This window comes from Aquabacterium sp. (genome assembly GCF_049317225.1).
In the GTDB taxonomy this organism is placed as follows: Bacteria; Pseudomonadota; Gammaproteobacteria; order Burkholderiales; family Burkholderiaceae_C; genus Aquabacterium.
Genome location: NZ_JBMOIR010000013.1, coordinates 54,984 through 77,880 on the forward strand (window position 1 = coordinate 54,984; position 22,897 = coordinate 77,880).

The 22,897-nt window shown below is 60.3% G+C and carries 20 protein-coding genes and 1 riboswitch; of the genes, 10 read left to right on the forward strand and 10 right to left on the reverse strand.

What is annotated here, in order from left to right:
• Genes cobT through ACOYNB_RS09935 form a run of 7 tightly spaced genes read right to left on the reverse strand, consistent with a single transcriptional unit; the run spans position 1 to position 6,859 of the window.
• The gene (gene cobT, locus ACOYNB_RS09905) at positions 1 to 1,065 is read right to left on the reverse strand and encodes a nicotinate-nucleotide--dimethylbenzimidazole phosphoribosyltransferase (protein ID WP_422838922.1); all 1,065 of its coding nucleotides are present in this window, start codon (positions 1,063 to 1,065) and stop codon (positions 1 to 3) included.
• A gap of 10 nt (positions 1,066 to 1,075) precedes the next feature.
• Entirely contained in the window at positions 1,076 to 1,645 is a 570-nt protein-coding gene (gene cobO, locus ACOYNB_RS09910) for a cob(I)yrinic acid a,c-diamide adenosyltransferase (RefSeq protein WP_422838923.1), read from the reverse strand.
• A 20-nt stretch (positions 1,646 to 1,665) separates the two neighbouring features.
• Positions 1,666 to 2,439, reverse strand: coding sequence for an ABC transporter ATP-binding protein (locus tag ACOYNB_RS09915; RefSeq protein WP_422838924.1), 774 nt, complete (start codon positions 2,437 to 2,439; stop codon positions 1,666 to 1,668).
• Positions 2,436 to 3,437: a FecCD family ABC transporter permease gene (locus tag ACOYNB_RS09920; protein ID WP_422838925.1), complete on the reverse strand. Its 1,002-nt coding sequence runs from the start codon at positions 3,435 to 3,437 to the stop codon at positions 2,436 to 2,438. The genes ACOYNB_RS09915 and ACOYNB_RS09920 overlap by 4 nt, the downstream gene beginning before the upstream one ends.
• The gene (locus tag ACOYNB_RS09925) at positions 3,434 to 4,276 is read right to left on the reverse strand and encodes an ABC transporter substrate-binding protein (RefSeq protein ID WP_422838926.1); all 843 of its coding nucleotides are present in this window, start codon (positions 4,274 to 4,276) and stop codon (positions 3,434 to 3,436) included. Before ACOYNB_RS09925 ends, ACOYNB_RS09920 begins: the two co-directional genes overlap by 4 nt.
• Before the next feature lie 26 nt (positions 4,277 to 4,302).
• The gene (gene cobU, locus ACOYNB_RS09930) at positions 4,303 to 4,872 is read right to left on the reverse strand and encodes a bifunctional adenosylcobinamide kinase/adenosylcobinamide-phosphate guanylyltransferase (protein WP_422838927.1); all 570 of its coding nucleotides are present in this window, start codon (positions 4,870 to 4,872) and stop codon (positions 4,303 to 4,305) included.
• Position 4,873: 1 nt separating this feature from the next.
• Positions 4,874 to 6,859 (reverse strand): TonB-dependent receptor, encoded by a 1,986-nt coding sequence (locus ACOYNB_RS09935; RefSeq protein ID WP_422838928.1) that lies wholly within the window; start codon positions 6,857 to 6,859, stop codon positions 4,874 to 4,876.
• 76 nt (positions 6,860 to 6,935) lie between these two features.
• Positions 6,936 to 7,184, reverse strand: a riboswitch (cobalamin riboswitch).
• A 63-nt stretch (positions 7,185 to 7,247) separates the two neighbouring features.
• Between ACOYNB_RS09935 and zapB the strand changes: the two genes are divergently transcribed.
• Positions 7,248 to 7,481 (forward strand): cell division protein ZapB, encoded by a 234-nt coding sequence (gene zapB / locus ACOYNB_RS09940; protein ID WP_422838929.1) that lies wholly within the window; start codon positions 7,248 to 7,250, stop codon positions 7,479 to 7,481.
• 5 nt (positions 7,482 to 7,486) lie between these two features.
• Positions 7,487 to 7,819 (forward strand): cell division protein ZapA, encoded by a 333-nt coding sequence (locus tag ACOYNB_RS09945; RefSeq protein ID WP_422838930.1) that lies wholly within the window; start codon positions 7,487 to 7,489, stop codon positions 7,817 to 7,819.
• 331 nt (positions 7,820 to 8,150) lie between these two features.
• Here ACOYNB_RS09945 and ACOYNB_RS09950 read toward each other — a convergent pair whose 3' ends face one another.
• Complete coding sequence (locus tag ACOYNB_RS09950) at positions 8,151 to 9,143, reverse strand: GGDEF domain-containing protein (protein ID WP_422838931.1); 993 nt, start codon at positions 9,141 to 9,143, stop codon at positions 8,151 to 8,153.
• A 260-nt stretch (positions 9,144 to 9,403) separates the two neighbouring features.
• Between ACOYNB_RS09950 and ACOYNB_RS09955 the strand changes: the two genes are divergently transcribed.
• Together ACOYNB_RS09955 and ACOYNB_RS09960 are read left to right on the forward strand one after the other, a co-directional pair.
• Positions 9,404 to 10,282 carry an NAD(P)-dependent oxidoreductase gene (locus tag ACOYNB_RS09955; RefSeq protein WP_422838944.1) on the forward strand — a complete coding sequence of 293 codons (879 nt, stop codon included), beginning with the start codon at positions 9,404 to 9,406 and terminating at the stop codon, positions 10,280 to 10,282.
• Between the two features lie 249 nt (positions 10,283 to 10,531).
• The gene (locus tag ACOYNB_RS09960) at positions 10,532 to 10,939 is read left to right on the forward strand and encodes an FUSC family protein (protein ID WP_422838932.1); all 408 of its coding nucleotides are present in this window, start codon (positions 10,532 to 10,534) and stop codon (positions 10,937 to 10,939) included.
• On the opposite strand, the gene ACOYNB_RS09965 is transcribed toward ACOYNB_RS09960, so the two are convergent.
• A complete protein-coding gene (locus ACOYNB_RS09965; RefSeq protein ID WP_422838933.1) occupies positions 10,909 to 11,559 on the reverse strand; it encodes a response regulator transcription factor in 651 nt (216 codons plus the stop codon). The genes ACOYNB_RS09960 and ACOYNB_RS09965 overlap by 31 nt on opposite strands.
• Entirely contained in the window at positions 11,556 to 13,520 is a 1,965-nt protein-coding gene (locus tag ACOYNB_RS09970; RefSeq protein WP_422838934.1) for a sensor histidine kinase, read from the reverse strand. Before ACOYNB_RS09970 ends, ACOYNB_RS09965 begins: the two co-directional genes overlap by 4 nt.
• On the opposite strand from ACOYNB_RS09970, the gene ACOYNB_RS09975 reads away from it, so the two are divergent.
• From ACOYNB_RS09975 to ACOYNB_RS10000, 6 genes are all read left to right on the forward strand, one after another.
• Entirely contained in the window at positions 13,519 to 14,541 is a 1,023-nt protein-coding gene (locus ACOYNB_RS09975; protein ID WP_422838935.1) for a DctP family TRAP transporter solute-binding subunit, read from the forward strand. The genes ACOYNB_RS09970 and ACOYNB_RS09975 overlap by 2 nt on opposite strands.
• A gap of 157 nt (positions 14,542 to 14,698) precedes the next feature.
• Positions 14,699 to 16,024 carry a C4-dicarboxylate transporter DctA gene (dctA, locus tag ACOYNB_RS09980; RefSeq protein WP_422838936.1) on the forward strand — a complete coding sequence of 442 codons (1,326 nt, stop codon included), beginning with the start codon at positions 14,699 to 14,701 and terminating at the stop codon, positions 16,022 to 16,024.
• 146 nt (positions 16,025 to 16,170) lie between these two features.
• Positions 16,171 to 19,011 (forward strand): ImpA family metalloprotease, encoded by a 2,841-nt coding sequence (locus ACOYNB_RS09985; protein WP_422838937.1) that lies wholly within the window; start codon positions 16,171 to 16,173, stop codon positions 19,009 to 19,011.
• 197 nt (positions 19,012 to 19,208) lie between these two features.
• On the forward strand, positions 19,209 to 20,555 hold the full coding sequence (locus tag ACOYNB_RS09990) for a dicarboxylate/amino acid:cation symporter (RefSeq protein WP_422838938.1): 1,347 nt from the start codon (positions 19,209 to 19,211) through the stop codon (positions 20,553 to 20,555).
• Positions 20,556 to 20,822: 267 nt separating this feature from the next.
• The gene (locus tag ACOYNB_RS09995; protein ID WP_422838939.1) at positions 20,823 to 21,254 is read left to right on the forward strand and encodes a hypothetical protein; all 432 of its coding nucleotides are present in this window, start codon (positions 20,823 to 20,825) and stop codon (positions 21,252 to 21,254) included.
• Positions 21,255 to 22,049: 795 nt separating this feature from the next.
• Positions 22,050 to 22,715, forward strand: coding sequence for a hypothetical protein (locus ACOYNB_RS10000; protein ID WP_422838940.1), 666 nt, complete (start codon positions 22,050 to 22,052; stop codon positions 22,713 to 22,715).
• The last annotated feature ends 182 nt before the right edge of the window (positions 22,716 to 22,897 follow it).

The window sequence follows — 22,897 nt, forward strand, 5'->3', positions numbered from 1 at the left end:
TTATGCAGCTTGTGAGGAACCTGCGTCGGCATCCGAGCCACTGACCCCTGCGGATTCGAAGCTGGCCATGTCACGCATGATGCGGCAAGCCGACTCCAGCAAGGGCCACGCCAAAGCGGCACCCGATCCTTCGCCCAACCGCAAGTTCAGTTTGAGCAAGGCTTGCACACCCAGGTGCGACAGCATGCGTGCGTGCCCGGACTCGTCGGACTGGTGCGAGAAGACACAACGCTGCAGCACCAAAGGCTGCACGCGCGCAGCCACGAGCACGGCACTGGTGGTGATGAAGCCATCGACCAGGATGACGCGGTTTTCAGAAGCGGCTTGCAACACGGCACCCACCATCTGCGCGATTTCGAATCCCCCCATGGCGGCCAGCACATCCAGTGGCAGCCTGGCGCCTGCGTGCAGGGCCTGCACCTGCTTGAGCACCGCCAGTTTGCGCGCCAGGCCCGCGTCATCCAGACCCGTGCCACGGCCGGTGCATTGCTCGATGGGCTCCCCGGTGAGCTGAGACATGAGCAAAGCAGCACTGGAGGTGTTGCCAATGCCCATTTCACCCAACAGGATGGCATTGCCCGGCAAGCTGCGCACCACCGCCTGACCGTGGGCCAGCGCCTGGTCCAGTTGTTCGGCCGTCATGGCCGCCTGCGTGGAGCAGTCCGCGGTGCCTCTCGCCACTTTGCGCAGGTGCAAACCCGGGCGCGGGGCGAAGTCATGGGCCACACCGGCATCCACCACATTGAGTTCAAGGCCGTGTTGGCGCGCCAACACGCTGACGGCGGCCCCACCGGCTAGGAAGTTCTCGACCATCTGCCAGGTGACATCACTTGGGTAGGCCGACACGCCACGTGCGGCCAATCCGTGATCACCGGCAAACACCAGCATCTGCGGCTGCTTCAACTGCGGCTTTTCAGTGCGTTGAATGAGCCCGATCTGATGCGCCACACGTTCGATCTGTCCCAAGGCCCCTAGGGGCTTGGTCTTGTGGTCAATGACGTGTTGCAAGCGATCAGACAGCGCGTCATCACGCAAGTCGGCAATCAAGGGCCATTCAAAAGTCATGCTGAGCACCTCAATCTTCAATGCCACGTTGGGCCGGGATGCCTGCCTCATAGGCATGCTTGATTTTGCGGACCTCACTCACCGTGTCCGCAATCTCGATGACTTCTGGCGGGCAGTCACGGCCCGTGATCACCACGTGGACTTCCTTGGGGCGATGCTTCAAGGTCTGCACCACTTCCTCCAGCGGCACCCAACCATAGATCAGGGGATAGGTCAGCTCGTCGAGCACGACCAGGAAATGCTCGCCGCTCGTGATGGCCTGGGCCGCACGCTGCCACCCTTCTCGGGCCAACTGCGCAGAGCGCTCCAGGTCTTTGCTTTTCCAGCTGAAGCCATCGCCCAAGCCTTCGATGGGCAGTCCGAGCTGTTCAAAGGCACGGTGCTCACCAAAGCGCGCAGAGGGCACCTTCATGAACTGGAAGATGCGCACAGCTTTGCCCCGACCAAAGGCACGCAAGGCCAAACCAAATGCAGCAGTGCTCTTGCCCTTGCCGTCACCGGTGTTCACGATCAACAAGCCACGACGCTCAGCATGCTCACGCTGTTGCGGCGCTTCGGTCGGAGGGTTTTGAATATCCATGAGAGTCTTCACAAATCAAATCAGAATTGGGGCACAACGACCCAACGGCCATCCAGACGGCTCACCGCCACTGCATGGTCAAAAACAGATTCCAGAATGCGATGCACAGCCGGGTCATCCCGCGAGCCCTGGATCAGCACACGCCCTTCTCGCATCACGGCCAACTCATCGGCCTGCAGCGCCAATGGCAACTCGTGCAGCACACTGACCACACTGCGGCCAAACAAGGCTTCGCGACGTAACACTTGCGCCAGCAAACGCTGATGCGGCGCGTCGAGGTGTGCCACAGGCTCGTCCAACAACAACACAGGCGCCTGCACCGCCAAGGCACGCGCCAGGCTGACACGTTGGCGCTCGCCACCCGACAGGGCGCCCCAGCTTCGCTCGGTCGCCCAAGTCATGTCAGCGTCCTGCAAAGCCAACTCAATGGCTTCACGGTCACCGGTCTGATCCGACGGCAAGCCCAGCCAGCCTTGGTGCGGCAAACGCCCCAAGGCTACGGCATCCCGCACAGTCATGTCAGGATCGGCGACCACGTCCTGCCCCATCCAGGACAGCGTTCGGGCGCGTTGTCGCCCCGACCAGGCCTGCAAGACCTTGCCTTGCAACGACACCTGCCCCGAGGCGGGCTCCAGCAGCCCCGCCAGGCATCGCATCAACGTGGACTTGCCTGCCCCGTTGGGCCCCACCAAGGCCACCCATCGCCCGAGAGGAACCATCAGTGAGGCTTCGCGCAAGACCACGCGTTCACCGTAGCTGACCTGTAATCCCATGGCTTGCAAGGCGGGCGTCATGAGCGCCTCCGGTGCAACAACCAAATCAAATACGAACCGCCCAGCACCGCCGTCAGCACACCCACAGGCAGCTCCTGCGGCGCCAACACATAGCGAGACAAGACATCAGCCGTGCCCAGCAGCACCGCGCCCATCAAGGTGGACAAGCCCAACAAGGCCGCATGTCGGCCACGCGCACTGCTGCGCACCAGATGCGGCGCGACCAGTCCGACAAAAGCCACCAGACCCGCCTGCGCAACGGCAGCACCGGTGCTCAAAGCCAGCACACCGACCAACACCGCACGCGTTACCCCCAAGGGAATGCCCAGGGTTCGGGCGGCATCCTCGCCCAGGCTCAGTGCGTCGAGCACACGGGCCAACACCAGACTGGCGGGCAAGGTGAGCATCAAAACCACCCCCATCACGGTACACGACTGCCAACCCAACAATGCGGTGTTGCCCAGCATGAACGCCTGCATGGCCCGCCAGGCAGGTGCCGACCACACCATCAGCAGTTGCGTCAGTGCGCCCAGAACCACCCCCACCACGACGCCGCCCAACAGCAAACGCGTGGTGTGCGCGGCACCTTTGGCCAACATCAGGCTGAGGCTGACACCGACCACGGCACCGAAGAAGGCTGCCCCCGTCAACCCCATGCGCAGGCCAGGCATCTCAGACATGGCATCGGGCCACCCGAAGGACAACAGCAGGGCCATGCCCAACGCCGCACCGGACGAGCTGCCCAGCAGATAGGGTTCGGCCAAGGGATTGCGAAACAGCCCTTGCGCCACCGCACCGCCCAAGCCCAGCAGTGCACCCACCAACATCGCACCCAACGTGCGCGGTGCACGGATGTCCCAAACGATTTGCAGCACGCCCGCATCGGTGGCAGGGCCCCATGGCCATTGCCAGCCTGTGCTGCCCATGGACAGCCCGGCCAGGCCCACACCGACCATCGCCAGGCCAAGCAGTCCCCACGCCGTCAGTGCCGACACGCCGAGCCTTGGAGACACTGTCATGCGCCCCCCTTGAATGACGCCAGACATCGCGCCAGGACCTTGGCTGCGGCCCCCAGGCGAGGCCCGGGGCGAGACAACACGTCGTAATCAGCGGGCGGCATGGCGCACACACGCCCGCCTCGGAGGGCTTTCATGCTGGACCAGCCCGGCCGGCCGGCCAGCGAACCGGCCTCACGGGCAGACAACATGATGAGATCGGGCTGCGCACGCACCACGAACTCCGGATTCAATTTGGGAAAAGGCCCCAGGCCTGCGCCCACGATGTTGACCGCCCCCAACCGGGTCAACAGTTGCCCGATGTAGGACGACTCGCCGGCCGCATACAAGGCGCTGCTGACCTCGAAATACACACGGGTGCCTCGCATGCTGGCGGGCACCATGGCTTGTGCGGCACGGATCTCATCGTCCATGGCCTGCCAATGCTGGTCGGCCAATTGCGGCGTTCCGAGCAAAGCAGCGACCTTGCGCAGCATGCGCTGAACTTGAAGGAGATCCTCCGCATCCAGCTCGGCCACGGTCAGCCCCAAAGAACGCAAGCGCGTGGCCAAGCGATTGGAGGGCGACAGCAAGACCAGATCGGGCTTTTGCGCCACCAACAATTCCAGGTTGGCATCATCCAAGCCACCCAGCTTGGGCAAGGTCGCGACCGAAGCCGGCCAGTTCGACCAGCGATCGGTGGCCACCAGCCGCCCACAAGCCCCCAGCACGCAGACCGTTTCAGTCAAAGAAGGCAAGAGCGACACGATGCGCTTGGGCGGCGCAGACAGCAACACCCGGGCGCCACGGTCATCCTCGACCGTGATGCTTGCGTGAGCCGCCCCCATCCAGGACAACCACACGACCAGGAGAAGGCCACACCACCGGCTCACAGCGCCCCCTCGTGTTGGACGGGGCGACTCCAGGGTTGCCCGGCCACCATCAAGGTCAGCGTTTCGCAACGCTGCGCCACGGCCTGGTTCAACCACCCCAGTTCGTCCACAAAACCGCGCACGTCAGGGCTGATCGGGCTCACGCCCCACCCCACCTCGTTCGACACGAACACCACCTGAGACGCCAGACCCGGTAACGCGGCCAGCAGGGCGCCACGCTCGCGCAACCACCCCTCGCGGTCCACGACACCGGACATCGGCATCAACCAATTGGTCAGCCACAGCGTCAAGCAATCCACGATCAGCAAATGATCTGGGGCGGCCTGCTCGCTGAGCGTCTTTGTCAAGTGCAAGGGGCACTCCACGGTGTGAACCCCTTCTGGCCGATCTGACTGGTGACGCGCGATGCGCGCACGCATCTCGTCGTCACCCGCGATGGCAGTCGCCACCATCGTCACCCGCCGAGGCGCAGGCGCACTCAGCCACTGCCGAGCCAGACGCTCGGCCTGACGCGACTTGCCGCTGCGCTGCCCGCCAACGATGAGATGATGAGACGACAATGCCATGTCAGAACTGGCGTGATGCGGTGAACTTCACTGCACGACCGCTGTACGGGTAAACCGATGCCCAAGATTGACCGCAACTGTACGCATAGTTGTAACCCTGACGGTCTGTAAGGTTGACACCCGACAGCGCCAAGGTCCACAGCTTGTCAGACCAGGCATAGCGAGCATCCCACAGCAGGGACGACGGCGTCCGCTCGGTGCACAGGTTGGCTTCGTCGCCCCCCCAACGCATGCGAGACAGGTATTGCACGCCCACATCCAGTGTCTGATGATCGTCGACGCGCCAGGCCGCCCGTGCGGTCGCCGTATGGGGCGCCACCAGCACCATGTCCTTGCCGGCGTTCGCACCTTCGCGATAGCGGGCCGTGAGTTGCTGCCAGGTGGCAGACAGCACCACGTCACGCGTCAGTGACACGCGCCCCTCCAACTCCAGGCCACGGCGACGGGTGGGGTCGATGTTGGTGTTGGCGTACAGGATGTTGTCAAACGCGATCTCGTCATCGGTTTCCTGCACGAAGTAGCGCGCCGTCAGACCGTGCCCGTTTTGCGCCCATTTCACGCCCAATTCGCGGTCGTAGTTGCGCTGAGGGCGCAACGCTGCGCTGGCGGGCGTCGACCGGTTTTCGTCAATGTTTGCCAGGCGATATGAAGTGGCCGAACGCACATAGGCATCCAGGCCCTTCCGCAAGGTCTGATTGATGCCCAACTCACCGGCGTGCAGCTTGTCATCACGGCTGTAGTTCAGGGCGGGCAAGAACCAGCCCGGATCACCTGGATAGGCATCTTTCTTGTTCACCCGCTCTTCGCGCCAGCCCACGCTGACACGCGTTTGCGTGGGCAGGCTGAAGTCGGCATGAGTGAACACGGCCTTGTTGTCCTGACGACCAATCTCGGGGCCGGCAGTACCGGTCTTGTCAAAGTCCCAACCTTGCCAATCCAGACCCGCCACAGCCTTGATGCCCACGTCGCCATGCTGCTGAGCGTAGGCCAAGCGGGGCGAAATCTGACCTTGTTCACTGTGCGAGTACACGCGCGGTGAACCGTACGACACGTATTGGTAGTCAGAGTCCCGCTGACGCTGCCCCACGTCCATCTGAGCCGTCCACGCCCCCTGCTGATAACTCACGTTGCCCAAGTAGCGGGTTTCGTGGTTGCTGGCATCGTCTTCTGGCGTGTTGGTCTGACGAGGATTGGCCTTGTATTGAGCTGGGCTCAAAGAACCCGGCAATCGAGAGTTCTGGTCCTCTTGCAGGATACGGAAGCCTGCTCGCCAACCACCTTGTTGCCACTGGGCCCCGATCGACCCTGAGTCTTGCTTGTAGCCGCTGTTGTCACGATAGCCATCGGTGCGCACACGGCGGACAGACGCATCGACATTCCAGTTTCCCTCACCCCAAGCCCCATCCGCTTGCACTTCGTGCCCACGGTTGGACGCCACGGACGCAGACAGTTTGGCCGAGCGTTCATTGCGCGTGCCGTGCTTGAGGATGATGTTGATGGCACCCGCCGAGGCGCCCTCACCCCACATCACACTGGCGCCGCCGCGCACGATCTCGATGCGGTCGATCTGTGACAAAGGGATCGAACTCACGCGTGCAGCGTAGTTTTCGTTTTCGCTGATGCGAATGCCGTCGATCAGCAACACCACATTGGAACTGGCAGCTTCGCCATACCCACGCAGATCCAGAGAGGGATCACGACCGTTATACAAATCCGAGCGAGCGGCCACGCCCCCCAGCTTGCGAATGGCCTCGTTGGCATCCGCCACACCAGCACGCTGCATTTGCTCAGCTGTGATGATGGTTGCGCCAATGGCCGCGGTCTGCAGCAGGTCGTTCATCCGGCTGGCAGTGACCACCACCGGCCCCAGGGCTTCTTCGCTGCCTGCTGCCTGCACCGTTTGCGCCACAGACAAAGCCAAGCCGCACGCGACGGCCAAAGCCGAACGCACCCCAGGTGCCACTCGCACCGTGTTCAAGGAAAACATGATTGGAATCAAGAGACAAGTGCCCTGCCTGCGTCCCCGCAGGCCTTGGGCGAAACGTCAAGGCGCACCATACAGGCGCGACTGACCCTTGCTGGCCGGTATCCGGGCTGGGCAATTGCAACCTGTGAGACCTTCCCAGGTCCGTCATGAACCCAGTGGCAGAGAGCACAAGCGGAGTCACGAACCCAGGTTCATGACTCGATTGCCGACCGTTGCGGGGGCAGCGCAGATCAGGCTGGCGTCGACGACGCGACAGTCCCTTCTGCTTCCCGTTTAACTGCACCGAGTGAACCTCGGCGCGAGCACCAACAAGTCGCATTGTAAGGCGCCTACAATGTTTGACTTGATTTGGGCCGCTCGCGCCCGCATTCCTGGTTGACGCCCCTCAATGTCCAGAATCGACGAACTCACGGATCGCATCGAGCGCCTGCTGGTGCGCCATGAAGAACTGCGCCGCACCAACGCCTTGCTGCAGCAGCAACTCGCTGTGACGGCACAGGAGCGGGACTCGCTTCGCGCACGACTGTCTGCCGCACGTGCGCGCATTGATGCCCTCATCGACAAACTGCCCTCGCCAGTTGCTGCAGCTTTGACCGGCGAACACGAGCAAACAGAAGACTGACACCCATGAAGCAAATTGAAGTGTCCATCATGGGACAAAGCTACCTGCTGGGTTGCCCTGAGGGCGGCGAGGAGCGCCTGCGCGAAGCTGTCGTACAGCTTGATCGCGAAATGTGCGCCATCCGAGACAGCGGCAAGCTCAAGGCCCGCGAACGCATCGCCGTGCTGGCCGCGCTGAACCTGGCCTACATCCTGGTGGATCGCCCCACTGTGTCGAGCGACACCACCACGCATGCCAGCGCCGAAGCGGCGTCCGATACCACACCATCTCCAGAGTATGTGGACAAGTTGATTGCTCGACTGGATCAGGCGCTCGACATGGATGGGCACCTCATCTGACAGGCGGTTGGGCTGAGCGTTGCAAGAAGGTCGCCAGGCGGACTATTTGCACGGACAGGGCCCACAAACAACCGTAGAATGAAGGCGTTCGTCGCGTTCGCGGTTGTTTTTATTTCCTTGAACCGATGCTCTTGGAGCCAGGGCCTGGAACATTGCTCACGGGCGTGATCGTCTCGCGTTAGATGAACCCGAAGTGCAGCTGACCTCGCCCACCTGAATCCCCCTGGGTTCAGGAATGCGGCAACCGGTTCGCGGCGAACACTCTGAATGCGAAAAGCCAGACCTCTTTCGAGCGTCTGGCTTTTTTTATGACCCTCTGACGACTGACCGATCAGGTGGCCGGCACAAACTGAATGCTGGCCAGAACGATGCGGTTACCGCCCTTGTCCCGCGCGCTGGACAGGGCTCGATCGGCGCTGCGCATCAACTCTTCCACGCTGCCGGCGGTATGCGGGAAGCTGGACACGCCCATGCATACGGTGAACGGGATTTGCTGCCCGTTGAAAGGCACGATGTGCTGCGTGCATGCCCGACGCAGATGCTCCATGCGCGAGTGCGCAGTGGCCAACCCCACGCCCGAGAGCAAGACCACGAAACGGTCGCCACCCAAACGGCACGGGGAGTCCATGGCACGGGTATTAGCACGCAGCAAACGCCCCAGCGACTCGACCACACGCTCACAGCCTTCGACGCCATGTAGACGACGAATCTCATCCATGTTGTCTACCGCAATGGCCACCAGTGCGAACTCGCGCTGCTCTCGACTGGAGAGATCGGCCTCACGACGCAGTTGCTCTTCAAAGTGAGCCCGGTGATACAGGCCCGACACGGTGTCGCGCACCTGGTTGTCCTGCACATCACGGCGCAGCGCTTCGTTGGCCTTTTGTTGCTGCTCCAACTGGGACAGCGCCGTTTGAAGCTGCTGCTCGCGCTGACGGATCTGCGTCACATCCTGCCAAACCGACAAAAGATGAGGTGTGTTGCCAATGGACACGGGTTGGCGCCACACCAGCAGATCACGGCGCTCACCGCCAATCTCCAGTTTGTGTTCGGCTCGGACGCCGGAGGGCACGGCCTGCGCCTGCAAGTCAGCAGCGCGAATGGCCATCGACAGATTCACGTCGAACAACTCGCTGTCTTGTGCCCCGACCACCGCCTGAGGCTCCACGCCCAGAATGCGCGCAGCGCTGGCGTTGGACACTTCATAACGACCTGTGCCCATGTTCTTGACCAACACACCCAGGCCCAACTGATCCAGCGCTTCCAGAACCGCAAGGTTCAGCGCACCGGCGTTCGGCACAAGGGTTGCAAGAGTTTCGACCATGGCAAAGAAACAATAGTGTTTGGCGCATGTGCGCCGCTAGAGGTGATCTTGGACGAAATCAGGTCAGGTGGGCGCCCTTCAAACGAGGGATCGAAAGCCCGTTTGAAAACAAGATGCGCCATATTTCACACTCTGTGAATGGGAGTGTGCGGCGGGTTTTCGCCCATTGACAGTATACAAATCGACACCTTTCTCCGCAGGTCAGGCGTCAATATCCGACAATCGAGCCTTCTCCCCACTCTTGCTCACTTCGGAACATGATGCAGATTGCCCTGCTGGGATGCGGCCTGATGGGCGCACCGATGTCCCGCCGACTGCTGGCAGCCGGCTATCCCTTGACAGTCTGGAACCGGACACGTGCCAAAGCCGAAGCGCTGCAGGCCGATGGTGCCTGCGTAGCCGACACTCCGGCGCAAGCGGTGGCCAACGCAGACATCGTCATCACCATGCTGGAGCATGGCGGCATTGTTCATGACGTGCTGTTTGACACATCCCTGCCTGGCGCGGCCACGGGACTCAAACCAGGCGCACTGGTGGTGGACATGAGTTCGATCTTGCCCGAGCAAGCACAGGCCCATGCACGCAAGCTGGCTGAGCAAGGCGTCGCGGCCCTGGACGCCCCCGTTTCGGGCGGCACAGTGGGCGCAGAAGCAGGAACACTGGCCATCATGGCGGGCGGCGACGCGGCCGACTTTGAACGTGCGCGCGCCGTGCTGGAAGTGTTGGGGCGCCCTGTCCATGTGGGGCCCGCGGGTTCGGGGCAGCTGACCAAGCTGGCCAACCAGATGATTGTGGGCATCACCATCGGCGCGGTGGCCGAGGCCTTGTTGCTGGCCGAACGTGGCGGGGCCAACCCAGCCAAGGTTCGCGAGGCGCTGCGAGGCGGTTTTGCCGAGAGCCGCATCCTGGAAGTACATGGTCAACGCATGGTGGACGGCGACTTCGCGAAGCGGGGTTCTCTGGCCATTCAGCTCAAGGATTTGCGCAATGCCATGCACACCTCAGGCGAGCTGGGTTTCGAGGCACCGATCACGGCCCACCTGACGCAGTTGTATGCCGAGGCGGCCGAGCACGGCTTCGCCGACCTGGACCAGTCTGGCCTGTTCTGCGAACTCCAGCGCCGCCAGTCAGCCGAGTAACGCCCCTCGGCACCCACCACATGAACCTCATCCAGGTCAGCCGTCAATTCAGCGCTCTGCTGCACCGGGAATGGCTGCAACTGGTCACGGTCAACCCCAGCGACCGTGGCTGGCAGATGTCTTTGGCTGCAGCCGTCGCCTCCGGCACTCCCTTGCTGGTGGGGGCTTATTTCGACCAAATCGGCTTTGGTCTGGTGTCATCCATGGGCGGGCTGGGGTTTCTTTACATGCCAAGCCTTGTTTTTCATCATGACAGCCGCCATTGGTGCGTACACACCGGTGACCGTGATGACGGTACCGTTGATGGTCGGGTTGGCGCTGAGGCTGGCTCAGTTGCTGCACATGGAGAAAGCGTATTGGGTGCCGGTCAGTTGTCTGGCGGTGATTCAAGGCGCCTCGTTGCGCGCCGTGTGGACCAAGCAATTGCAGCGACTGCTGGGCACTGCCGTGGGTCTGTTGGTGTCATGGGGCTTGCTGGCGGAAGCGGCCACGCACGGACATGCCGACGCATCCGCCTTGGTGGAAGCACGCTTTTGGGACACGGTTCTAGGCTGTCTGGTCGGACTTCTGGGCGGCGCCCGCCTGCACAGTCAGGCTTTAAGACAACGTGCGGGAGGCGCACTGCGTCAGTTGCTGCCGTCGAAACTGGTGCCTTGAGTCGACTCTGCGCCGAACCGGCCCATCCGGTGCGCCAACTCGACCGCTGACTGCGCACCCAACTTTTGAAAGATGTTGGCGCGGTGAAACTCGACCGTGCGAGACGTGATACCCAACTGGTCCGCGATGTTCTTGTTGTAGTGCCCTTGCAGCAAAAGGTCGAGCACCTCGCGCTCACGGGCACTCAGGGCTGCAAGCGCCTGCTGAAACTGGCGTCGCTCCTGCCCATCGGCTTGCATGGCCTGCGCCGCTAGGCAAGCCGCCTCCACCTTGTCAACCAGTTGATTGTTCTGAAAAGGTTTTTCCAGAAAATCCCAAGCTCCTGCTTTGACGGCGCCCACCGCCATGCTGACATCACCGTGTCCCGTCAAAAACAAGATGGGCCACGGCCATCCCATGGCCTTCAACTGCTCAAAGGTCGCCAGACCAGACAGCGGCTCCATCCGAATGTCGAGAATGACAACGCTGCAAGCCCAGTCTGTTGAATCTGGTCGCGCGGCTTGCAAAAACGCATCGCCCCCCGTCCAGGTGCGCGCAACCAACCCCCGCGAGTCCAGCAGCCAAGCCAGCCCGTCACGGAAGTCAGCGTCATCGTCAATGATGTGAACGGTTGTTGTCATACGTCCAAGGGTAACCACAGGATGAATTGTGCCCCGTTGAGTTCGGCGCTGCGCGCCACTTCTACTCGACCGTGGTGTGCCTCGATGATGGATCGGCAAATGGACAAGCCCATGCCCATGCCGCCCGCCTTGCGCGTGGCGAAGGCATCGAAGATGGTTCCCAACTGATCGGACGGAACACCGGGGCCACTGTCTTCGACGCACAGGCCCACCATGCTTGCCTCGAGCCGCACCGACACTCGTACCCGAGAGGGCTGCTGGACCCCATGCGAAGCCCACTCTGTGGCATTCAGAACCACGTTGTGCAGCGCGTGCTCCAACAACAAGGCATCGGCGGGCAACACACAGTCACGCTCAGGCAGTTTCACCTCCAACATCATGTCATCCGGCAATGGCACGGCATGGCTGACACGATCGACAAAGGCTTTCAGCGTCAAAGGCTGGCGGTTCATTTCCTGGCGGCGCGCAAACGCATTGACGCGCTGGATGACCTTGCCCGCCTTCTCTGCGATGCGCTCCATGCGCTCGACCACGGGGATCACGTCTTGCAGGGTGATGCGTTCGGCATGAAGTCGGTTCAGCAAACCGTTGGCAAAACTGCTCAATGCCCCCAGCGGTTGATTGAGTTCATGAGCCAGAGTCGAAGCCACCTCGCCCACGGCGATCAGTCGGCCTGATGCCTCCAGCATCTCTTGCTGGCGCGCGGCCAGCCGTTCGACCCGCTTGCGCTCGGTGATGTCCAACACCGATGACATCCAACCCACCACCTGGCCATCGGCCATGACCAAGGGGGCGCCATGCACCAGGACGTCAATAGGTCGTCCGTCAAAGTGCCGCAGAGTCATCTCTGCCCCAACCTGCTGCTCCAATGGAATGGCCATGCGCTGACGCAGGACGTGAAATTCGTCCCACTCGGCGTCCGGCCAGTAAGGCTGTGCGCCATCGCTTTGCAGCAGTGTGGCGGCATCGACGCCGACCATGGCACAGAACGCCTGATTCACGTACAGCAGTCGCCCGTTGACGTCCCATGCGCGCAAGCCCAGGGTGACGGACCGCTCCATCGCGGCACGCAAAGCCATTTGCGTCTGCAACTGCGACTCCACCCGTTGGCGGCGCGCCATGTCTCGCCAGAGCAAAGACAAGGCCACCGTCATGCCTCCCAAGCAGATCAGCGCAACGCTGAAAAACACCCGGGGGGCGTGCGCACGGTCATCCACCAAGGGCTCAACCTGTAACGCCAACTGCGCCCCCGGCAATTGAACCCGTGCCAAGAATTGCGCACTGCCCTTGACTGGGGTCGACACGGCATCCGAGTCCACCACCGACACACGATGTTTACCGAGGTACCAAGCGGGCACCACCACATCCAAGGCCTTGTCCAGATCCATGACCGCCACTTGTGTGCCGACATGTGCGCCACGCTCCACCAAGGGCACAGCGATCCACAAAAAGTGGCCCCGCTCCTTGGAGTCGGTCAAGGGGCCGGCAAACGCGGCACGCTGCAATCCCCTCGCCGTGTCCAGCATGACCTGGATGGCGGTGGGCCATGACTTGCTGCCCAAGGGTTGATCAGCGGCGACCCATTCTTTCCAGCGCACCACACCGGGAGCACGCCAGAGCTCACCCAGTCTGAGATCCGGCGGAGTGAGGTGCGCGCCACGCATGGCGGGAGTGGCTTGTACCTGCAGATCGCGCTCCAGCCGACGGAAGTGAAAGCGCATGCTCTGATCCAGCCACTGTGCGTCGGCCACGCGCTGTCGCTCATCGTCTTCGCGCTCCACCGAAGACAGGAACAAGGCCAGCACCACAATCGAGAAGGCCGCCAACAACAGCATGCCCACCAACCACACCATGGCACGGCGACTCAGGGCAGACGACTGACGCGTCTGCAACTCAGGCAGATTGAAATCGAGGGGCTTCGCAAGCATGATGGGGCGCTTTTTCTCTAGCATAGCGGACATGCCTTTTCTCCACTTGATGCGCCATGCCCAACGCCACGCTGCGGTGCTGGTCGTTCTGCTGCTTGCGATGCATGCGATGGGAAACGTGCATGCCGCGAGCCCGCTGCGCATCCGGTTCTCGCATGTGGTCACGCCCGACACTCCGAAAGGCCGCATGGCGGAGCGGTTTCGCACTTTGGTCGCACAACGCAGTCAGGGACGCATTGCCGTTGATGTGTTTCCGAACTCGTCCCTCTATGGCGACGAAGATGAATTCGAGGCACTGCGCTTGGGTGCCGTGGAAATGCTGGCGCCTTCTTTGTCCAAGTTTGGTGCTGCAGGGGTGACGGCCTTCGAGGTATTCGACCTGCCCTTTCTGTTTCCCGACCTGGCGTCGGTGCATTGCGTAACCCACGGCCCCATCGGCACCCGTCTTTTGAAACAACTGAGCCGCCAGCAGATGGTGGGACTGGGCTTCACCGATGCTGGTTTCAAGCACATGAGCGGTCGCCGTGCGCTGCAATCCCCTGTCGATTACCGCGGTCTGCGTCTTCGGATTCAGGCTTCCAATGTGCTGGCGGACCAGATGCGTGCACTGGGGGCGCAACCGGTGGTGCTGCCATTCGGCGAAACACAGCGGGCACTGGCATACCGCGTGGTCGATGGTGCAGAAAACCCCATCACCAACTTCGTTTCGCAAGGTTTGGCCAGCGTTCAACCTGCTGTGACGTTGACCCAGCATGGCTACCTGGGCTACGCCATCGTGGCCAATCCCATGTTCTGGAGCAGCCTGTCCACAGAGGATCGCGATCTGATCCAACAAGCACTCGACGATGCACTTGCAGCGAGTGACGCCCAGGCGGCCACGCTGGAACAGCAAGCGCAACGTGAATTAGCGCAAAAGCAAGGCGTGACAATTTACCGAATCTCGGCATCTCAGCGTGCAGCTTTACGACAAGCGGCACAGCCAGCCTATGACGGCTTCATACGCCGCGGCGGTGAAGCGCTCCTAGGAGAAATCACTCGCCAATGCCTGCGGTGACCCAAATTCCCAGGGCAAACCCGACTGTGGAGCGCCACCGTTGGCCCTCCTCGCCTCGACACGTATCTTCCGGCCCGCATTCGTTCTGCCTAATAGGACGAATCACATTCAATGCCGCCCGTTGCGCGATGCACACCCCTACGTTCGAGGCCGTTCCATGCACAAGACTGACAGTCGTCAGCCGTTTCACAAGTCGCTTTCCGCGCAGATCCTGATTGCCTTGCTCGCTGGGGCCGTGCTCGGCCATGTCGCACCAGAAGCTGGTGCCAGCTTGAAGCCCGCCGGTGATGCCTTCATCAAGCTCATGCAAATGCTCGTCACCCCCATCGTGTTTTGCACAGTGGTGATTGGCATTGCAGGCATGGACGACATGAAGCAAGTGGGCAAGACCGGTGGCTTGGCCCTGCTTTATTTCGCGATTTTCCCGACCCTTGCCATCGTGGCAGGTCTGCTTGTGGTCAACGTTTTGCAACCGGGCGTGGGTTTGCATGTGATCGGTTCCGACCTTGACCTGACCGGGGTCGCGCAGTACACATCGCCAAACACCGTGCAGCACCTCATCGATGCACTGCTGAACATCATTCCTACGTCTGCCCTGGATGCGTTTGCAAAGGGCGATGTCTTGCAGGTGCTGCTGTTTGCTGCGCTCTTTGGCTTTGGTCTCCACAAGTTCGGTGGACGCGGCACGATGGTGTTCGAGTTCATTGAAAAGGTCTCCCACGTGCTGTTTGACGCTGTGGACTGCATCATGAAACTAGCCCCGATTGGCGCGTTTGGGGCCATGGCGTTCACCATCGGTGCTTACGGCTGGGCACCACTCTGGTCATTGGGCAAACTGGTGAGTGCGTTCTATCTCACCTGCCTGCTGTTCGTGGTCGTGGTGCTGGGTGTGGTCAGCAAGGTCAATGGCTTCAGCATCTTCAAGTTCATCCGCTACATCAAGGCCGAGTTGCTGATCGTGTTGGGCACCTCGTCTTCCGAATCGGTACTACCCAGCATGATGGAAAAGATGGAGCACCTGGGTGCCCGCAAGTCGGTGGTGGGACTCGTGCTGCCTGCCGGCTACTCGCTCAATCTGGTCGGCACATCGATTTACCTGACCATGGCAGCGGTGTTCGTAGCACAGGCCACCGATACACCCATGTCATTGGCTCAACAACTGACCTTGTTGGCGGCCCTGCTTGTGACCTCAAAAGGCGCAACCGGTGTCACGGGGTCGGGCTTCATTGTGCTGGCAGCCACGCTGACTGCCGTGGGTCAGGTTCCTGTGGCGGGACTGGCTTTGATCCTGGGGATTGACCGCTTCATGTCCGAAGCCCGTGCTTTGACGAACCTGATCGGCAACGGCGTTGCCACCCTGGTGGTGGCCAACCTGAGCGATGCGTTGGACCACAGCCGTCTGTATCACGCGCTGAACCAGACCGACCACGCGGACAGCGTCTGGACTGACACCACGCTGGAACTGGATCTGTCACTCGACTGAAGTCGCCGGCCGTTGGGCTGGCGCCAATGCTTGACGTAAGCATTGTTACCAAAACCATCTTCCGTGAATCGATGCACGGATTTCGTGTCCCCGCACCATTACCCCCTTTCACAATGCGCGCACCTTGTTATGGATTCTTGAGCAGTATGAAGAATCAGAAAACCATTCTGGCCATCTTGGCCACCACGCTCTTGTTGAGCGCGTGCTTGAACGATCCGCTGGCCGAACTTGGCCTGAACGATCACAAGAACGATGACACCTCCGTGGTCGGCGCTGACGACCCCACACACCTGAACGGCGGTAGCGACAGTACAGGCACCACCACTGACACCAACACAGACACATTGACCCCGGTGGTAACCGAAACGGCGCCCACCACACCAGTCGTCGACCCGATTGAGCGCGCACTGGTGACAGGCGATGCCCGCCCTCTCAACGCCACGCATGGCAGCACCATCCTTCAACGTGCCACGGCACTCACTGCGAAACTGCGTGATGCCCAACTGGCCACCCTGACCACCATTTACGCTGACGACATCACCAACCTGGCGCTGAACCACACAACCAACAGTTCATCGATCACTGCGACGAAGTCAACAATTGCCCAGCCGCTCATCCTTTCGGACAACGGCACCGGCATGGCCGCCATCGCAACGGTAGGGACAGGCCGAGGCCTGGCCTATGGTGCAGACGTTCTCGCCTGGATGGCGGGCACCACCAAAGAGCAGCAACACGCCCCACTGTTCAAACGCGCCATGACGTGGCTGGTCACGGGCAATGCCGCCGGCACCATCCCCAGCACGCTGAACATCGGGGTCGCAGGCTACTCCGGCGCCAACGCATCGACCTACCTGAAGAAGATCGGCGCAGCCACGGTCAACGTATCGACCTGCAACATTCAGGACACCACCAACACCTGCGCCGAGCAGCTTGACCTGCTGGTCTTTGGCAGCGGCACCACCACCGCCACCACTGCGCTGGTCCGTCGCTACCTCAATGCCGGCAAGCCCGTGGTCTACATGCACCCGTCTTGGGTTGATTCGGCCGGGGGCCGCCAAGTGTTGTCTGCCATGGGCATGTCACTGGGCGGCTATCCAGGCAACTACTACGCGCCCGCAACGGGCGTATCGGTGAGCGCCACGCGCACACGGGCAGATGTGCTGAACAAAACCAGTCAGTTCTCCAGCCTGTTGGCCACACTGCAGGCTCTGCCTAAAACCGACCTCACCGTCGACTTCGCCACCGACACAAGTTTGACCGCCCCGATTGATGCGGTGCACAACACACTGGCAACCTTCCAGACCAGCGGCATCAACGTCTTCAACGACCCAGACAGCGAGTTGTACAAACTGCTGGTCTTGTGGGCCGACATCCAGCGCGCCAATGTGCGCTACGGCTCACCGCTGTCTTACAAGGGTGACTCCGACGATTTCCTGCGCACCTACGCCTCGGACTCGTGGCTGGTGTTCAACCGCACGGCCACCATCATCCCCCCTGCCGGCGCGGGTGACTACATGCCTGTGGCCGCCAACGCCCTGGTGGGCAGCACTGAATGGGAAACCATCCCCGTCACCATTGCACAGGCCAGCGGCATCACCTTGATTGGTCGCGGTGCTGTACCGGGCCGGGCGCTGGAAATCGAAGTGGTCACCAACACTGCCGGGGCGACCTCCCTGGGCATTCAAACCAGCTACTTGCGCGTGTGGGGCAAGCCGCTGTCTGACACCACTTACGCCAGGCCTCGCCGCCCGAACTCGTTCAACATCCCCTTGAAGGATCACCTGGACTTTGTGACGCCGTTTGGCGGCCCGCTGATGCTGAGCTACAGCGGCGCCACTGCTGGCAGCACCGTCACGCTGCGCATCAAAGGCGCCGTGAAATACGCGCACTTCGACTTTACTCAGAACCCGACGGAGCAGGAGTTGACGGACGCCCTGGACTCGCTGCGCCGCAAAGACTTCGGCTGGCAAACCTCCAAACTGGTGGGCGGCGAAATCCAGCAAACGATCAACTATGCCGTCAGCGCCATTGGCAACCTCACACCCAAAGCGTATGTGGTGGACCGCCTCAAAGGCATCCTCTTTGACAGCAACCACTTTGCCAACGGCTACAACAACATGCCCATGTCGAGCATGGCAACCAGCCTTTGCGCCGACTTTGGCTGGGACTGTGTCAGCAACACCTACCACCGTGCCCCCAATGTGCAGCACTTTGTCGGGTGGATTGCAACCTGCGGCTTCCTCTGCTCTGGCAACCCCTCTGACGGCTCGGCTGGCATCAACATCGGTTGGGGATGGTCACATGAACTGGGTCACAACACGGTTCAGCGTGTGATGCACATCGCCCCCGGCGGCAAGGGCTGCGTGGTCGAGTGCGACAACAACATTCTGGCCAGCGCCACGATGCTGCGTGAATATGCCATCCTGGGCATCGACACCGGCCACAATCTGGACCACCCGGGCTTGTACGCCATGATTCTGGCCAACCGTGCCACCAATCTGACCGGTGAAGCGTTGCGCCAAGACATGCAGACGCGCCTGTGGGGCGGCTCGTCGCAAGACCCGATGCGGGCCGTCCATTTCCAGATGGCATTCCAGTACACCAAGTTCCGTCACGGCCTGAGCCAGCCGACCATGGACACCACGCTGGAATTCTTCCAATTGCTGACCAAGGGCGATCGCCTGGTTGCCAGAGCCTGGGATGCCACCAAGAAGGACCGCTATGGCATGGGCACCTTCGCCAACAACACCATTGCCAACGAGGACCTGTTCTACGTCCTGAGCTCCAAAATCATCGGGCAAGACATGCGACAGCACTTCTATATGTATGGCATCCCGCTGACCCAGACCGCGCTGGATTCGGTCGCGGCCTTGAACCTGCCCACGGCTTCCGCAACCTACTACGCACTACCTGCGCAAAAGTTCAATCAACTGAGCACTGGGCAATGGGTATCGCTGGAAGGCAGCTCTCCCGCCTACCCCTACTGATCTGAACCGTGACAAACTCCCCATCAAAGGGGCGTTTGTCCACCTAGATACAAACCCTCCCTGTTGAACGCCACAGTTGGCGGCCCGGCCCCCGATGCGTATCTTTCGCGTCGTTCTTGTTCCGATTAACGGACACAGGATGCGCCGGGGCGCGCTCAGCATGCTCGCCCCTCCCTCCACCTAACCGAGGCCGAGCCATGTCCCAGACACCAGCCCGCCAGCCGCTTTACAAGTCGCTTTACGTACAGGTCCTGATTGCCGTGTCCATCGGCATCCTGCTGGGCCACTTCTATCCAGAAACAGGCGCCAGCCTGAAACCGCTGGGTGAAGGCTTCATCAAGCTGATCAAGATGATCATTGCGCCGATCATCTTCTGCACCGTCGTGGTCGGCATCGCCGGCATGGAAGACATGAAGAAGGTCGGCAAGACCGGTGGCCTGGCCCTGCTGTACTTTGAAATCGTGTCGACCCTGGCCCTGATCATTGGTTTGGTGGTGGTCAACGTCTTGCAGCCCGGTGCCAACATGCACGTGGACCCCACGACGCTGGATACCAAGGGCATTGCCAACTACACCGCCCCCGGCAAGATGCAGGGCACGGTGGAGTTCTTGCTCAACGTGATCCCCACTTCGGTGGTGGACGCCTTTGCCAAAGGCGAGATCCTGCAAGTACTGCTGTTCTCGGTGCTGTTTGGCTTTGCCCTGCACAAGTTTGGTGGCCGCGGCACCATGGTGTTTGACTTCATCGAGAAGTTCTCGCACGTGCTGTTTGACGTGGTGGGCATCATCATGAAGGCGGCCCCCGTGGGTGCCTTTGGTGCCATGGCCTTCACCATTGGCAAGTACGGCGTCGCATCGCTGTTCTCGCTGGGCAAGCTGATGGGCGCGTTTTACCTCACCTGCCTCATCTTCGTCTTTGTGGTGCTGGGCATCATCAGCCGCTTGAATGGCTTCAGCATTTTCAAGTTTGTTCGCTACATCAAGGAAGAACTGCTGATTGTGTTGGGCACCTCGTCGTCTGAGTCGGTGCTGCCCCGCATGATGGAAAAGATGGAAAACCTGGGCGCCCGCAAGTCGGTGGTCGGTCTGGTGATCCCGACGGGCTACTCGTTCAACCTGGACGGCACCTCGATTTACCTGACCATGGCAGCCGTGTTTGTGGCGCAGGCAACCGACACGCCCATGACCCTGACGCAACAGTTGACGCTGTTGGCCGTGCTGCTGCTGACCTCGAAGGGCGCAGCGGGTGTGACGGGCTCGGGCTTCATCGTGCTGGCCGCCACCTTGTCGGCCGTGGGCCATGTGCCCGTGGCGGGTCTGGCGCTGATTTTGGGTATTGACCGCTTCATGTCTGAAGCCCGCGCACTGACCAACCTGGTTGGCAACGGTGTGGCCACCCTGGTGGTGGCGCGCATGACCGGCGCGTTGGACATGAACCGCTTGCAGCAAGGGCTGGACCACCCGTCGCTGACCGAAGCACAAGATCCAGAAGCGATTCTGGACAAACAGGTGACGCATATGGCCGTGACGCCTCAAAAGGGCTGATCGACAACCTAGCGAAACAGAGCCGCCCAATCGGGCGGCTTTTTTGTTTGTGGGTGCGGCTGACGATATGTAAGCAGTGTCGGGGTTGGTTGCGACTGTTGATGGGAAAACCGGACGCAGCGTTACACAAAAAGTTGTTGTGGCACGCCTACTTAGGTGATTCCGCGCATGAAAGCTGTCGTGTTACAAGCTTAGTTAGGCGTCAATGTAATGCGACATTTTTGTCGCCTAAAACAAAGTTAGGCCAATCAGCAACGATACATCGAAATGCCCAACCCAGAAACTTCCGTAGCTACAGTCATTGGAACCGTCGCTGATGTCATGACGCTATTTGGCGTTAGTGGCTTCTTCACGTGGTCATTCGTGAGAAAGGCAACGCAAGGTAAGCCACTCCCCGACATCGGCGTTGCGATCTTTGCATACTCCATCAAGGTCTTTTTTAGTGTTGTAGCCACGAGCATTCTCTTGCTACTGGCTTATGGACTTCACTTCTTCATCGTCTTGTACGGCTCAGGACACTATGGTGGCGAAGATGGCCTGTGGAATCCTCAAAAGATGTGGTCTTATGTCTTCGCTTACTTTATGACTGGTGCTTTATTCATTCCTCTCATCTCACTGACTGTGAGTTCAATTTTTGTCTGGTCTCTTCGTCCATTTAAAGACCTTTGGGCTGCATTGAAAAACACTAGCGCCATATAAAAATCATGTTTACCACTGGTCTTTCGGCGCAAATTGGCCTAACTGATTGGTCAAGCCGACGCCCACAAGCTCCGCTTGCGGGTGCCCTCCGTGCTTCGCACTCCGGCGCGGCTTACCGCGGGCGTTAGGCCTCTCTTCACACAGCGCAAAATGACCGCTAAAAAAACTTGCCCTTGCGCAGAGCTTCCACCTGTACTAGATCGAGATACCAAGAAACTCCCGCTTCGGCGTCTCGAAGAGTTGGATCATCGAACACCTATTCAATTGAACCCCGAACTCGGCAACTATTACTTGAGCCACCTGATGCGTTGCACCTCATGTGGACAGCTATGGCAAATCGACGGCCAAACGAAGAGCGGATTACGTCAACTGAGCTGGGATGCCCTCTTTATTAAGATCGACAGCGATACCAACTGGAAATCGTACGACGACACTATTGCGAGAGTGAATCATCTTGCACAGAAACACGGCGGCACTTCAGAAAAGAATTGCATCTCAGCAGGCTGCCACGGAAAGGCACTCAGCGACGGCGTGTTTTGCCCGAGTTGCATGTACGAACGCTCGCTGTACAGGTAAAGCCAACTTTGGTTAAATGACCTGCTGCAACGCCCCAAAACACAGGCCATGTCAGCTAAAACGCCCTTCCACTGCGCGCCCCAGCCTAACTGTGGGTTCAACGCGGACGCCAACATGGGCCATGCCTTCGGCATTTTCATGGCCCATGTCGGTGCCCTCCGCACTTCGTGCTCCGGCGCCGGTTAACCAGGGCGTTAGGTCACTCGGAGATTTCCGCTCATGCTGCAGTCGATTTTTAACTACCCAGACAACAACGACTACTGGAGTGAGAAATTCTCTGATTCAGTAATGAGCCCTGATTCGTGGTTTGATGCAGCCCGTGAACTAATCTACACAATAAATCATCTTCGTGCGCCATACATCGCGTTCTTCCAAGAAGCCCGAGTCGAACCTCCCAGTGAGTCTTTGCCAGTTGAAAAGCGTGTGCATGGAAGTTATCTGATGCTTTCCGCATTTGCGGCTGAAAATCTTCTTAAAGGGATAATTGCTCGCAGGCTTTCTTCCAGCGACAATGACGGACCTGACGCTTTGCTAAAGCAAGTCAAGACGCACGATCTCCTAAAGCTCGCTCACACGGCCGAACTCTCATTCACAGATGCTGGGAAAGAATTGCTTATGCGCATGACTTACTTCGCAGTGTGGGCCGGAAGATACCCAGCGCCGCTTGCCGTCAAAGATTTATTGCCGAGAGAATTGCCAGGACTCAATCCAAATACCCTTAGCTACTTCAGAGGAACGGATATGCGTTCCATTGACGAACTCTTTAACCACTGCGCCAAACTATTAGGAAAGCCACCTTTAGTTCATGCCGAGCTGTGCGGATATGGAAGCGAGCTCGAACCATGGGAGCGCATACTTATGCACCAGTCAATTAAGCCATGGTAGCTCCTTCACAGCCGCAACCTAACTGTAAGTTCAACGTGGACGCCAACAGCGGCCATGCCTTCGGCATTTTATTGGCCGCTGCTGGTGCCCTGCGCCCCTACGGGGCTCCGGCGCCAGTTAACTAGTTCTACAAGGGCTTCCCCATCTGTCAAGCAAAAATATCCCCGGGTGATTCGCCGAAG

Bases quoted from the DNA above. Each gene is read 5' to 3' on its own strand.
- cobT (WP_422838922.1), bottom strand. From the start codon at position 1,065: ATGACTTTTGAATGGCCCTTGATTGCCGACTTGCGTGATGACGCGCTG.
- cobO (WP_422838923.1), bottom strand. From the start codon at position 1,645: ATGGATATTCAAAACCCTCCGACCGAAGCGCCGCAACAGCGTGAGCAT.
- ACOYNB_RS09915 (WP_422838924.1), bottom strand. From the start codon at position 2,439: ATGACGCCCGCCTTGCAAGCCATGGGATTACAGGTCAGCTACGGTGAA.
- ACOYNB_RS09920 (WP_422838925.1), bottom strand. From the start codon at position 3,437: ATGACAGTGTCTCCAAGGCTCGGCGTGTCGGCACTGACGGCGTGGGGA.
- cobU (WP_422838927.1), bottom strand. From the start codon at position 4,872: ATGGCATTGTCGTCTCATCATCTCATCGTTGGCGGGCAGCGCAGCGGC.
- ACOYNB_RS09935 (WP_422838928.1), bottom strand. From the start codon at position 6,859: ATGTTTTCCTTGAACACGGTGCGAGTGGCACCTGGGGTGCGTTCGGCT.
- zapB (WP_422838929.1), top strand. From the start codon at position 7,248: ATGTCCAGAATCGACGAACTCACGGATCGCATCGAGCGCCTGCTGGTG.
- ACOYNB_RS09945 (WP_422838930.1), top strand. From the start codon at position 7,487: ATGAAGCAAATTGAAGTGTCCATCATGGGACAAAGCTACCTGCTGGGT.
- ACOYNB_RS09950 (WP_422838931.1), bottom strand. From the start codon at position 9,143: ATGGTCGAAACTCTTGCAACCCTTGTGCCGAACGCCGGTGCGCTGAAC.
- ACOYNB_RS09955 (WP_422838944.1), top strand. From the start codon at position 9,404: ATGCAGATTGCCCTGCTGGGATGCGGCCTGATGGGCGCACCGATGTCC.
- ACOYNB_RS09960 (WP_422838932.1), top strand. From the start codon at position 10,532: ATGACAGCCGCCATTGGTGCGTACACACCGGTGACCGTGATGACGGTA.
- ACOYNB_RS09965 (WP_422838933.1), bottom strand. From the start codon at position 11,559: ATGACAACAACCGTTCACATCATTGACGATGACGCTGACTTCCGTGAC.
- ACOYNB_RS09975 (WP_422838935.1), top strand. From the start codon at position 13,519: ATGCCTTTTCTCCACTTGATGCGCCATGCCCAACGCCACGCTGCGGTG.
- ACOYNB_RS09970 (WP_422838934.1), bottom strand. From the start codon at position 13,520: ATGTCCGCTATGCTAGAGAAAAAGCGCCCCATCATGCTTGCGAAGCCC.
- dctA (WP_422838936.1), top strand. From the start codon at position 14,699: ATGCACAAGACTGACAGTCGTCAGCCGTTTCACAAGTCGCTTTCCGCG.
- ACOYNB_RS09985 (WP_422838937.1), top strand. From the start codon at position 16,171: ATGAAGAATCAGAAAACCATTCTGGCCATCTTGGCCACCACGCTCTTG.
- ACOYNB_RS09990 (WP_422838938.1), top strand. From the start codon at position 19,209: ATGTCCCAGACACCAGCCCGCCAGCCGCTTTACAAGTCGCTTTACGTA.
- ACOYNB_RS09995 (WP_422838939.1), top strand. From the start codon at position 20,823: ATGCCCAACCCAGAAACTTCCGTAGCTACAGTCATTGGAACCGTCGCT.
- ACOYNB_RS10000 (WP_422838940.1), top strand. From the start codon at position 22,050: ATGCTGCAGTCGATTTTTAACTACCCAGACAACAACGACTACTGGAGT.